General features: G+C 61.1%; 4 protein-coding genes and 2 pseudogenes. 3 read left to right on the forward strand and 3 right to left on the reverse strand.

Annotated elements, in window-relative coordinates:
* A pseudogene (locus PFLQ2_RS30780) lies at positions 1-6,811 on the forward strand (LapA family giant adhesin); the annotation flags it as partial.
* Between the two features lie 120 nt (positions 6,812-6,931).
* The gene (locus PFLQ2_RS00900; RefSeq protein WP_003186932.1) at positions 6,932-7,270 is read left to right on the forward strand and encodes a hypothetical protein; all 339 of its coding nucleotides are present in this window, start codon (positions 6,932-6,934) and stop codon (positions 7,268-7,270) included.
* A 194-nt stretch (positions 7,271-7,464) separates the two neighbouring features.
* Here PFLQ2_RS00900 and PFLQ2_RS28285 read toward each other — a convergent pair.
* The 3 genes and pseudogenes from PFLQ2_RS28285 to lapG all read right to left on the reverse strand — a co-directional run bounded on the left by PFLQ2_RS28285 (position 7,465) and on the right by lapG (position 11,697).
* Positions 7,465-7,808: pseudogene (locus tag PFLQ2_RS28285) on the reverse strand (DUF6124 family protein).
* 1,304 nt (positions 7,809-9,112) lie between these two features.
* Positions 9,113-11,059, reverse strand: a complete 1,947-nt coding sequence (lapD, locus tag PFLQ2_RS00895; RefSeq protein ID WP_003186938.1) for a cyclic di-GMP receptor LapD — start codon at positions 11,057-11,059, stop codon at positions 9,113-9,115.
* A gap of 14 nt (positions 11,060-11,073) precedes the next feature.
* Positions 11,074-11,697: a cysteine protease LapG gene (lapG, locus tag PFLQ2_RS00890; RefSeq protein WP_371261253.1), complete on the reverse strand. Its 624-nt coding sequence runs from the start codon at positions 11,695-11,697 to the stop codon at positions 11,074-11,076.
* Positions 11,698-11,966: 269 nt separating this feature from the next.
* Here lapG and PFLQ2_RS00885 point away from each other — a divergent pair, with 269 nt between their 5' ends.
* Positions 11,967-12,659 carry a GntR family transcriptional regulator gene (locus PFLQ2_RS00885; protein WP_003186941.1) on the forward strand — a complete coding sequence of 231 codons (693 nt, stop codon included), beginning with the start codon at positions 11,967-11,969 and terminating at the stop codon, positions 12,657-12,659.
* Positions 12,660-12,973: the final 314 nt, after the last annotated feature.

Genomic DNA, 12,973 nt, shown 5'->3' on the forward strand with positions numbered 1-12,973 from the left:
GTCTACAAGACGCCGGCAGGTGGAAGTCAGCATTGATAAAGCTGCCGGTGGCAACTTCGAGAACCTGGTTCCGAGTACCACTCCAGCTGTTACTGACGTAACCGATACCATCGACACTTCGACTGTCAGCCTGAGCGCAACGTCGACCGTTGCCGAAGGCGGTACCGTGGTTTACACCGCTTCGGTCAACGCCCCGGTTACTGGCGCTCCGCTCGTTGTGACATTGAGCAACGGCCAGACCATCACCATCCCAGTGGGCGAAAGCTCCGGCTCGGTGAACTTCGTCACGCAGGACAACGCCCTGGTAGGCGGCGATAACCTGAGCGTCAAAATTGACGATGCCAAAGGTGGTAACTACGAGAAGTTGGCTATCGATGAAAAACCGGCTGACACGTCGGTGACCGATACCCAAGACACCACCGGCCTCACTTTGAGTGCGACTGACACCGTTACCGAAGGCGGTTCGATTGTTTACACCGCCACCCTGACCAACGCCGCTGGTTCGCCCGTCACCGTGACCCTGAGCAACGGCGCGGTGATCAACATCGCAGCCGGCGCCACCACCGGCACCGTGACCGTCGACGCACCGAAGGACGACGTCTACAAAGACGCCGGCAAGGTGGAAGTCACCATTGATAAAGCTGCCGGGGGCAATTTCGAGAACCTTGTTCCGAGCACCGCCCCAGCTGTCACTGACGTAACCGACACCATCGACACTTCGACTGTCAGCCTGAGCGCAACGTCGACTGTGGCCGAAGGCGGCACTGTGGTTTACACCGCTTCGGTCAACGCACCGGTTACTGGCGCTCCGCTCGTTGTCACATTGAGCAACGGCCAAACCATCACCATCCCAGTCGGCGAAAGCTCCGGCTCAGTGAACTTCGCCACGCAGGACAACGCCCTCGCAGGCGGCGATAACCTGAGCGTCAAAATTGACGATGCCAAAGGTGGCAACTACGAGAAGTTGGCTATCGACGGCAAGACCGCCGACACCTCGGTGACCGATACCCAGGACACCACCGGCCTCACTTTGACCGCGACCGACACCGTTACGGAAGGCGGTTCGATTGTTTACACCGCCACCCTGACCAACGCCGCCGGTTCGCCCGTCACCGTGTCCCTGAGCAACGGCGCCGTGATCAACATCGCAGCCGGCGCCACCACCGGCACCGTGACCGTCGACGCGCCAAAAGACGACGTCTACAAGGACGCCGGCAAGGTTGAAGTCAGCATCGACAAAGCTGCCGGCGGTAACTTCGAGAATCTGGTGCCAAGCACGACTCCTGCGGTTACGGATGTCACAGACACCATCGACACTTCGACTGTCAGCCTGAGCGCAACATCGACCGTTGCCGAAGGCGGCACCGTGGTTTACACCGCCTCGGTGAACGCTCCAGTGACCGGCGCTCCGCTGGTCGTCACCCTGTCGAACGGCCAAACCATCACCATCCCGGTTGGCGAAAGCTCCGGCTCGGTGAACTTCGTCACGCAAGACAACGCCCTGGCAGGCGGAGACAACCTGAGCGTCAAAATTGACGACGCCAAGGGCGGTAACTACGAAAAACTGGCTATCGACGGCAAACCGGCTGACACGTCGGTGACCGATACCCAGGACACCACCGGTCTGACGCTCTCGGCGACCGACACTGTCGCTGAAGGCGGTTCGATTGTTTACACCGCGACCCTGACCAACGCTGCCGGTTCGCCCGTCACCGTTACGCTGAGCAATGGCGCGGTCATCAACATCGCAGCTGGCGCCACCACCGGCACCGTCACTGTCGACGCGCCAAAAGACGACGTCTACAAGGACGCCGGCAAGGTGGAAGTCACCATTGATAAAACTGCCGGCGGCAATTTCGAGAACCTGGTGCCGAGCACGGCTCCTGCGGTTACGGATGTCACAGACACCATCGACACTTCGACTGTCAGCCTGAGCGCAACGTCGACCGTTGCTGAAGGCGGCACCGTGGTTTACACCGCTTCGGTCAACGCTCCAGTGACCGGCGCTCCGTTGGTTGTCACATTGAGCAACGGCCAGACCATCACCATTCCGGTCGGCGAAAGCTCCGGCTCGGTGAACTTCGTCACGCAGGACAACGCCCTGGCAGGCGGAGACAACCTGAGCGTCAAAATTGACGATGCCAAAGGTGGCAACTACGAGAAGTTGGCTATCGACGGCAAGACCGCTGACACGTCGGTGACCGATACCCAGGACACTACCGGCCTCACTTTGAGTGCGACTGACACCGTTACCGAAGGCGGCCAGATCACGTACACCGCAACACTGACCAACGCTGCTGGTTCGCCGGTCACCGTGACCCTGAGCAACGGCGCTGTGATCAACATCGCAGCTGGCGCCACCACCGGCACCGTCACTGTCGACGCGCCAAAAGACGACGTCTACAAAGACGCCGGCAAGGTCGAAGTCAGCATTGATAAAACAACTGGCGGTAACTTCGAGAACCTCGTTCCGAGCACCACCCCAGCCGTCACCGACGTCACCGACACCATCGACACCAGCACTGTTTCGCTCTCAGCGACTTCGACCGTCGCTGAAGGCGGCACCGTGGTTTACACCGCTTCGGTCAACGCTCCAGTGACCGGCGCTCCGCTCGTTGTGACATTGAGCAACGGCCAGACCATCACCATCCCAGTCGGCGAAAGCTCCGGCTCGGTGAACTTCGTCACGCAGGACAACGCCCTCGCAGGCGGCGACCACCTGAGCGTCAAAATCGACGACACCAAGGGCGGCAACTACGAAAAACTGGCTATCGACGGCAAGACCGCCGACACCTCAGTCACCGACACCCAAGACACCACCAGCCTGAACCTGAGCGCCACCGGCACGGTCGCCGAGGGTGGCCAGATCACCTACACCGCCACCCTGACCAACGCCGCCGGCTCGCCGGTCACCGTGACCTTGAGCAACGGCGCAGTCATCACTATTGACGCCGGCAAGACCACCGGCACGGTGAGCGTCGATGCACCAAAAGATGACGTCTACCTGGACTCCGGCAATGTCGCCACAACCATCAAGACCGCCACCGGCGGCGGCTTCGAGAACCTCGTTCCGAACACCGCTGCGGCAGTTACCACCGTAACCGACACCGTCGACAACACCACCGTCAGCATCACCGGCAGCACATCGGTGACCGAAGGCCAGACCGCCACGTACACCGTCAGCCTGACCAACCCGGCGCAGACTGAAGTCACGCTCAAAATCGTCTACAGCGGCACCGCCGCAGACGGCACGGACTTCACCGGTGTCTACACCGTGAAAATCCCGGCCAACGCCACCAGCGCCACCTTCAACGTGGCGACGCTGGACGACAAGATCACCGAAGGCACCGAGAACATCGTGGTCAGGATCGACTCGGCCACGGGCGGCAACTTCGAGCACCTGGCAGTCAGCGGCACCAACGGCAGCGTCAGCACTTCGATCATCGACAACGACGCATCGCCGGTGCTCGACCTGGACGCCAACAACTCCAGCGGCAAGACCGGCGCCGATTACCAGGTGACCTTCACCGAAGGCACCACCGGACCGGGTGTGTCCATCGGCGACACGGACCTGAAAATCACCGACCCGGACAGCACGATGCTGACCGGCGCTACCATCGTGCTGACCAACCGTCAGCCCGGCGATGCGCTGAACCTGGGCAACAGCGTCAACGGCATCAGCATCAACGCCAACAGCACCGACGGCAAAGTCGTCCTGACACTGTCGGGCAACGCGACGCTGGCCGACTACATGCAGCAAATCAAGAACATCACCTTCATCAACACCAGTGAAGACCCGAGCACCGTACCGCGCATCATCACCGTGACGGTGACCGATGGCACCAGCTATTCCAACACCGCCACCACCACCGTGAACGTGGTCGGCGTCAACGATGCACCGGTGGCCACCGGCGGCGCGGTCACCGGCACCGAAGACACCGCGCTGGTTCTTGGCTGGTCGACTTTCGGCGTCAGCGACGTGGACAACTCCGCCGCCAGCCTGGGCGTAAAAATCACCGGGCTGCCGAGTGACGGCAAGCTGCAGTATCTGGACGGTGCAACCTGGAAGGACGTGGCCAACAACCAGACCTTCACCAAGGCTGACATCGACGCCGGCAAGCTGCGCTTCACCCCGGATGCCAACGAGTCCGGCGCCAATGGCAACCCGGCCGGCGTCGGCGATCAAAAGGCCGATTACGCACAGATCAGCTTCCAGCCAACCGATGGGCAGGCGCTGGGCAGTACCGGCACCGTGAAAATCGACATCACCCCGGTTGCCGATGCACCGAGCCTCAACGTCGCTGGCAACAACGTCACCTCCACCGGCCTGATCAAGGAAGTCTGGACCGGCCTTTCCGGCCTGGGCACCGATGGCAGCGGCGCGCCATCCGGCACGCTCAAGTCGGTGATCGATGCCGCCGGCGCGCCGAATAGCAGCACCAACGTGACCAACGTGCAGTCCGACAGCAACGTCAATCCTGGCACCGCATCGAAAACCTCGGGCCTGATTTTCCTCGAAGCCGGCAAGACCTACACCTTCAGTGGTGCCGGCGATGACAGCCTGTTGGTCACCATCGGAGGCAAGACTGCCGCGGCAACCACTTGGGGTGCGGGCGGCCAGTTGAACGGTTCGTTCACGCCGACCACCAGCGGCTACTACACGCTGGACATCTACCACCACAACCAGACCGGCCCGGGCAGCTACGACGTGAACCTGTCGGTCAACGGCAGCACCCCGGTCGACCTGAGCAGCGCCGGCGTGCCGCTGTACACCGGCGTGACCGACCTGGCGAATGCCGGCGTGACGGTTTCCGACCTGCACGGCACCAATGGCGAAGGTTACTACGACGGCTTCAAGCTCAACGAAGCCGCCGAAGGTACCAGCGTGCACCTGTCCAAGATCACCACCGGCCTGACCGACACCGACGGTTCGGAAAGCCTGAGCGTGAAGATCGGCGGCATTCCGGAAGGCAGCGTCCTGACCGACGGCGCCGGCCACACCGCGACCGTGGGCGCCAACGGCGAAGCCTTGGTCAGCGGCTGGAACCTGGGCAGCCTGACGCTGACGCCACCGACCTACTACAACGGCCAATTCAACCTGACCGTGACGTCCACCTCCACCGAAGCCCTCGGCGGCTCGGCAGTCACCACAGCGCAGATCCCGGTCACTGTGTACCCGGCGACCTACAACGCAATCACTGCCACCTCAGGCAATGACAACGTCACCGGCACCGATGGCAACGACATCGTGGTCGCTGACATCGGCGGGCTGACCGTGGTGCCGGGCGTCAACTACAACATCGCCTTCATGGTCGACAGCTCCGGCAGCATGAGTTCGTCGTCCATCACTGCGGCCAAGAACTCGTTGACCTCGGTGTTCGCCACCCTCAAGCAGAGCCTGGGCAGCAACTCCGGCACCGTGAACATCTTCCTGGCGGATTTCGACACGCAGGTGAACAAGAGCGTGTCGGTAAACCTCAACGACTCGAACGCGCTGACAATTCTGAAAAGCGTGCTCGATTCGATGGTTTCGGGCGGCAACACCAACTACGAAGACGTGTTCAAGACCACGGCGAACTTCTTCAATAGCACCCAGGCCCTGACCAACGCCGGTGCGAAGAACCTGACGTACTTCATCACCGACGGCCAGCCGAACCTTTACCAGTCCGGCGAACAGACGAACCCGACGTTGTACGGCACTGTGAAGCTCGATTCGGTTTTGAGCGCGGCCAACTACACCGTGGGCAAGTTCTACACCCAGACGATCGACAGCACGCACAAATACACCATCTATGAAGACGGTGAGATGTACCTGTCGACTAAAAACGGCAAGAACTGGAATGACAGTTATGTCGGCACGGTGCATGCCGAGGGCAACGGTACGTTTGAACTCTCCTATACGGACGGTGGGTATTGGGACGCGGCAGCTGGCTCGACCGCCAGCTTCACCCTACTCAAAGGGCTGAGCAACGTCGAAGCCATCGGCCTGAACAACGGCGTGACGCTGAGCGATCTCTCGCCGTACGACTCCGATGGCAAACCACAGACCAACATCGATCCCAAGGACCTGGCCAACTCGATCATCGGTCACACCGAAGCCACCCTGCCGGGCGCCGACACGGTCAACGGCGGTGAAGGCAACGATATTCTGTTTGGCGATCTGGTGAGCTTCAACGGCGTTGCCGGCGAGGGCTACCAGGCCATTCAGGCCTTCGTCGCCCAACAGAGCGGCGTGGACGTGAGCAAGGTCACCACCAGCAACGTGCACCAGTACATCACCGAACACTACACCGCGTTCGATGTGTCCGGTGCCCACGATGGCAATGACACCCTGCTCGGCGGCGGCGGCAATGACATCATTTTCGGCCAGGGCGGTAACGACTCACTCGACGGCGGCAAGGGCAACGACATCCTCCTGGGTGGCACGGGTAATGACACGTTGATTGGCGGTCTGGGCAACGACACCCTGATCGGCGGCCTGGGCGGCGATACCTTTGTCTGGAAATCCGGTGACACCGGCAACGATGTGATCAAGGACTTCAAGGCCAGCGAGGGTGACCGGATCGACTTGCGGGATCTGTTGCAGGGCGAAACCGGGAGCACCATCGACCACTTCCTGAAAATCAGCACGGTCGATGGCGTGTCCTCCTTGCAAGTCAGCACCACTGGCCAGTTCAACGGGGCCAATGGTGCAGCGGCCACGCCGGACGTGACGATCAAGCTGGAAGGCAACAACTGGTCGAACGTCAACCTGAACTCGTTGATCGCCGGCAGTGACCCGACCATCAAGGTCGATCACAACAACAGCTGAGCCTGACACGAACCCGTGGCAAGGGAGCAAGCTCCCTCGCTGCGGGATAAGTGTGCATACTCCCGCGCAGTTGGCCTATGCTGCCCAGCATGACGCCGCTTCATACATGAGGGATGCCCGATGTTTTATGTGCAACGCGATGCACAAGGCCTGCTGGTGCGCGTGGAAGCTGCCGCTTACGCCGAAGCCACCGAAACCCTGCCAGCCGACAACCACGAAATCCAGGATTGGTTCGCCAATCAAGCGGTAGAAAACAGCCTCAAGCAGCTCAAGCAGAGCGACCTGGAAATGATCCGGGTACTGGACGACCTGATCCAGGTGCTCACCACCAAAGGCGTAATCCGCGTCACCGACCTGCCACCGGCGGCCCAGGCCAAGCTGATGGACCGCAACCAGGCCCGGGAAGCGTTGGGCGGGTTGAGCCGGCTGATCGATGATGATGAGAAGGGGTTGATCTAGGCTGTACACAGCCTCCGTGGTGAAGGAGCTTGCTCCCGCTCGGCTGCGCAGCAGTCGCAAAACCAGGCAACGCGGTCTGCTTGAAGAACTGCTGGGGGCCTGCTGCGCAGGCCAGCGGGAGCAAGCTCCCTCGCCACGGGTCTTTGGTTGCCTGGGCTGCTCGCGATCGCGATCCTCAGTTCGTTACGGGCCTGTCAGCTCGGCGCTTGAACCTCCAGCCGATCCATCGCCCGCTCCACCAACAACTGCACCCCATCGGCCATCCGGCTGATCGCCAGGATCACACTGCGACGCGAGCCGTCGACGTCGTCAGCCAGGTCGGCGGCGATGGCGCTATGGACAGCAAGTCTTCGGAGGCGTTGGCCAGTAGGGTTTCGGTGTCGATGTCTGGGGAGACCATGAAGAGCTGGGCGGTTGGGGTTTTTCCCGGGGCTTCATCGGTTGGTTTGGGATTGAGGTAGTAGTCGAGGGCGCGCTCGGCGGCTTCGTCGAGTGTGTTGGAACTGTGTGAAGTGTGTTTCGTTTCCGCTGTTGTCATTGGGAACTCCTAAACGACTAGTAAGGAGCCTTTGCTACACAGCGAATCCAAAAATGAGATCGCTGAATGGCATGGGCCGTTTCGCCCTAAACAGATATTTCGGACTTGCACGTCCGTGTCACCGTTTTTTCGGTGACAAACCCAGACTAGCCACGAGGCAGATGCCGAACAAGTTCACTAAGTTCGCTACAACTCGAAGGAAATCTCCTAGGACCTTACTTTTAGAGGGGGGTGTATATCCGTTTCTGCGGTAACGGCCACTTAGGGTTCCGCCCTTACGGCGGCTCACTTTTGAGAAGCCTGCGCGGCCCGGCGAAAAGTAAGCAAAACGCTCTTGCCCCACCACTCGGCACCTCGCCTAGGCTCGGTGTGCCCTCACTCCGGCATTGCTCCGTGGGCCCGCCGCGAAGGGCCATCCATGGCCCAGCGCGGCTACCTCGGCATCCATGCCGAGGCGCCCACTGCGCAATGCCTGCGTTCGGCCAGCGTGGTTTAACGGGGCGCCCAAGATCAAAAGCCAGCGCGAGGCGGCCTGATAGCCGACCTGTTTCTTGGAGGGACCACGTTTCCCCTGTGGGAGCGGGCTTGCTCGCGAAAAGGCCGGCAAACCCAGCATCCATGTGACTGAACTACCGCTATCGCGAGCAGGCTCGTTCCCACATAGGTTTTTGGCCGTTTATAAGATCAGTGTTCACCGCCGGTCCCTGTGGGAGCCGAGCTTGCTCGCGATAGCGGTGGGTCTGCTTGTATCAATGCTGAATGTACCGCCGTCTTCGCGAGCAAGCCCGCTCCCACATGGTTTTTGGTCGTTTACAAGATCAGTGTCCACCGCCGATTACTGTGGGAGCCGAGCTTGCTCGCGATAGCGGTGGGTCTGCTTGCATCAATGCTGAATGTACCGCCGTCTTCGCGAGCAAGCCCGCTCCCACAGGGAAACGCGGTCCCCATCAAGAGCCAGGTCGGCTATAAGGCCGCCTCGCCGTGGACGTTGATCTCGGCGCCCCGTTAACCACGCTGGCCGAACGCAGGCATTGCGCAGTGGGCATCCCGGCATGGATGCCGGGATAGCTGCGCTGGGCCATGGATGGCCCTTCGCAGCGGGCCCACGGAGCAATGCCGGAGTGAGGGCACACCGAGCCTAGGCGAGGTGCCGAGTGGTGGGGCATAAAGCGTTGCTTACTTTTGCGCTTCTCAAAAGTGAGCCGCCGTAAGGGCGGAACCATAAGTCGCCGTTACGAAAAGAACGGATATGTACTCGGTCAACAACATCCAGGCCGGCTACCAGGCCGCCTCGTCAACAAGCCTCACCTCCAACGCCTAGGCTCCCCAACCAACTGCCCCTGCACCCCAAACAACCCCATCTCCCGAATCACCGCCAACTCCCCCTCAGTCTCCACCCGCTCAGCAATCAAAGGCAGGTCAATACTGTGAGCAGCACGCTGGATCGCCTCGATAAACAAACGCTTATCGCTTTCCTGATCAATGGCCCGGATGTAACTGCCATCAATTTTCAAATAGGCCAGCCCCAGCCGAGACAAGTTGCCGATCATGCTGAAACGCCCACCAAAGCGCTGCAGGCTCAAGGAGAATCCAAGCTCGCGCAGACGACGGGTCAACTGCTCCAAAACCGCTTGCTCCGGCAGTTGTTCCTCGCCAATTTCCAAGGTCAGGCGCGGCCCAAGGTTGGAATGAGCACGCAGGATTTCGAAGATTTTGTTCAGCGCCTGCGGATCGGCCAAGGTCGCCGAGGACAGGTTGAGCGCGAGGGATTGGTCGTGCCCGACCATTTGCTTGAGCACCTGTTCAAGCATCAAGCGGTCCAGGCGCGCAGTCCAGCCGAAGCGCTCCAGCCAGGGCAGGAAGCGGCCGGCGGGAATGGTCTGGCCCTGATCGTCCAGCAGCCGCGACAGAACCTTGTAGTGCAGCACCACTTGGGTGTCCTGGGCGGCCACCACCGGTTGGAAGTACAGCTCAAATCGCTGATGACTCAAGGCCTGGTCGAGCAGCGTGTGCCAGGCATGGTGATCATCGCCAAAACTGGACACTGCGGCATGGTCCAGGCAGGCCCAGCTTGGCTCCCCCTGGCTTTCGGCCTGGGCCAGGGCCTGGTCGGCAAGCTGGAGCACCGATTGCGGCGAGTCGCCATGAACGAACGGTGCCAGTCCGATGGAAGCCACCGAGGCCACGTCGGTTGCGCCCGTGGCGTGCAGGCTCGCCAACGCGCTTTCAAGGTTCTGCGCCAGCTGCAGCGCTTCCTCGCGCACCAGGCCTGGCGCCAGTACGGCGAACTCGCCGCCACGGATGCGCGTCACCAGATTCTGGGTTTCGGGGTATCGGGCACTTTCACGCAGCAATTGCTCGCCGACCGCTTTGAGCAATTGATCGGTCCGCTGGCCGCCCAACCGCTGGTTCAGGCCGGCCAGGTCCTTGACCCGCAGCAACAGCAGATAACCGGAACTGGCCTGCTCCGTGTTGCTCACCCGGGCATTGAGTTGCATCTCGAAATAGCGTCGGTTGGCCAGGCCCGTGAGGTTGTCCTGGTAGGACTCGGCCCGCAGCTTCTCGCTGCGCTCGGCCTGCTCCTGGAACAATGCCTTGAGCTTTTCGACCATCTGGTTCATCGCCTGCACCACACGGCGCAGTTCCGGGGTGCGCGGCAGTTCCGGCAGGCTGAGGAACTCGCGTCGGGCGATGGCGTGGGACTGATGCACCATGTAGTCCAGCGGCTTGAGCTGGCGACGCAGCAGCAAGGCCCCCAGCACCGCGCTCACGGCGCCGCACAGCAGCAACCAGCCCAGGCTGCCCAATGCGCTCTGCCACAGCTTGGCGAGGGCGAACATCGGGTGGCTGACCACCTCCACCCGCGCTGCCTGCTCCCAACCGCGACTGACGATGGCATCGCCGCCGGCCGGTTCCAGGCCGATCAGCTTGACGAACCATTGCGGCACGGTGCCCGCGTCCGGCGTGCCCGTGCGCTCGACGAGGGTTTTGTCGGTGGCCACGTCCACCACGCGAATGCTCGCGTAGTAACCGCTGTCGAAGATCGAACTGACCATCAGTTCCACCATCGCCGGGTCGTCGATGTTCGGCGTCAGCGACAGCGCCAGCGCCGTGGCCGCGTCCTGGGCGTGGGAACGCAACTGGTTGACGTACTGGGCCCGCGAACTCTCCAGGCTGACCATGAAGCTGCCGCTGAAGGCAACCACCAGGAACAGACAGATAGCGATCAACAGCTGTTTGAACAAGGACATCTGAGCGCGCGCTCCTAGTTAGTCGTCTCGACCGGAAAACCTTCGGCCTGCATTTTTTTCAACACATCCTGCCACCGGGACAGGCGCTTGGTGTCACCCACTTTCTTGTTGCCCTTGGCACCCGGCAGCCACAACCCTTCGGCGTTGAAAGAGTAGACCGGCAGCAGGTCGGTTCGCTGGCTGGCCGGCTGGATGCCGTCGATCAGGCTGTCGAGCACCAGCGGCATCGCCTCGGGCGTGGCGTAATAGGTCAGCACCATGTGCGCACGGTTCTGTCGCAGGGCCTTGACGTAGGTGATGCGCAGCTTGTCACTGGAGACCCCGAGATGACGCAGGCTGAAGTACTTGGCGATGGCGTAATCCTCGCAATCGCCGGCGCCCTTCCACAGGGCCTGGATCGGCGTTTCCCAGTAGTCGACCTCATGCCACAGGTCGATGTCTTCCACGTAGCGCACCTGCTTGTTGAAGAACAGGTTCACCACCTTGAGCTGCTCCAGCTCCGGCGTCTGCTTCTGGGTCGCCAACAAGTGCTGCCAGGCGTCGATCCGCTGTTGCCCTTCGCCCAGCGGGCCATATAACGCCTGCGCCCGCCGGCTGATCTGCGTAAAGTCCCAATCCGCCCGCAACCCGCCCAGCATGAGGCCGGCCAGCAACAATGCCGAACACAGCCAGCGCAAGGACCTGGAAACGGGGAAAGGTGCAGCCAAGGGAATACGTCCGAAAGAGGCCGTTGGAAATTCGTTGGATGGTGAAGCCTGGGCAGGCAAAAAACAATGGCAAGGTGCAATCACCCTAGGCACGCTAAACTTTAGTTCAGCCCCAGGGCCGCGAGACTTTGACGGCGAGATAATCTGTAACTAATGTTCGCCTGGATCCAATTCGTTACTACCAGTCAGGATGCGCTGTCGTGACAAAGAAGCCCTCACCGTTAAGCACTATCCCGGTCAACGGGCCGATTCCCGCAGCCCAGGCACGCGCGATCATCGAAGAATCCCTGCGCGCGGCCATTCTCGACGGACGCCTGCCCTGCGGCACCGCCCTGCGCCAGCAGGAAATCGCGGATCTGTTCGGCGTCAGTCGCATGCCGGTGCGCGAAGCATTGCGCCAGCTTGAGGCGCAGTCATTGCTTAATGTGGTCCAGCACAAGGGTGCCGTGGTTGCCCCGCTGATCACCAGCAATGCGCTCGAGACCTATGCCCTGCGGTCGGTACTGGAAACCTTCGCCTTGCGCCTGTCCATCCCGCTACTCGATGACAACGACCTGGCAATGGCTGCCGGATATATCGAACAGCTGGAAACAGAAACCAACCATGCCGAGATCGGTAAGCTCAACCGGCTGTACCACATGTCGCTTTATCACAAGGCGCCCAATGGCAAACTGCTGGACCTGATCGAACGTGAGCTCAACGAAGAGGAGCGCTTCTTGCGCTTCCATCTGTCGTCCATGGGCTTGGGCAAGTTGAGCCAGGACGACCATCGTGCACTGCTCGACGCCGCACGAGCGAAAGACATCGATACAGCGGTTGTCTTGCTCGAGCGTCATTTGGAAAAAGCCTCCGTCACCATGCGCCGCTATCTGGAACAGCAGTCGCATCAGTGATCCGACGCCGGCCGCCCGGCCGGCGTAAAACCTTCTTACATATCCTTCCTGGCCGCTTCTCGCCGACCCGGCGCGGCCAAGCAGCCGCTGCGACTCGCCGCCACAATCAGTTCAATGGCACTGCCATCGATTTGGGCTCACTCTTGCGTTTATCGATTCAAAAACAGACCTGAAGAAGTCAGCGCCGAGCTGCACAGCCCGGCGAATCGAAGCCAATAAGCAGGAGCTTGCGCACCGGCGGGATGATCGGACGTCCGACCGATCTCTCACCCATAAAAACATCCACACCCTAACTCCCCGTCCCTTGAAGTGCT

The sequence above is a fragment of the Pseudomonas fluorescens Q2-87 genome (assembly GCF_000281895.1).
GTDB lineage: Bacteria > Pseudomonadota > Gammaproteobacteria > Pseudomonadales > Pseudomonadaceae > Aquipseudomonas > Aquipseudomonas fluorescens_S.

Coding starts and splice junctions, on each gene's coding strand:
- PFLQ2_RS00900 (WP_003186932.1), top strand. CDS start 6,932: ATGTTTTATGTGCAACGCGATGCACAAGGCCTGCTGGTGCGCGTGGAA.
- lapG (WP_371261253.1), bottom strand. CDS start 11,697: ATGCTGGGCGGGTTGCGGGCGGATTGGGACTTTACGCAGATCAGCCGG.
- lapD (WP_003186938.1), bottom strand. CDS start 11,059: ATGTCCTTGTTCAAACAGCTGTTGATCGCTATCTGTCTGTTCCTGGTG.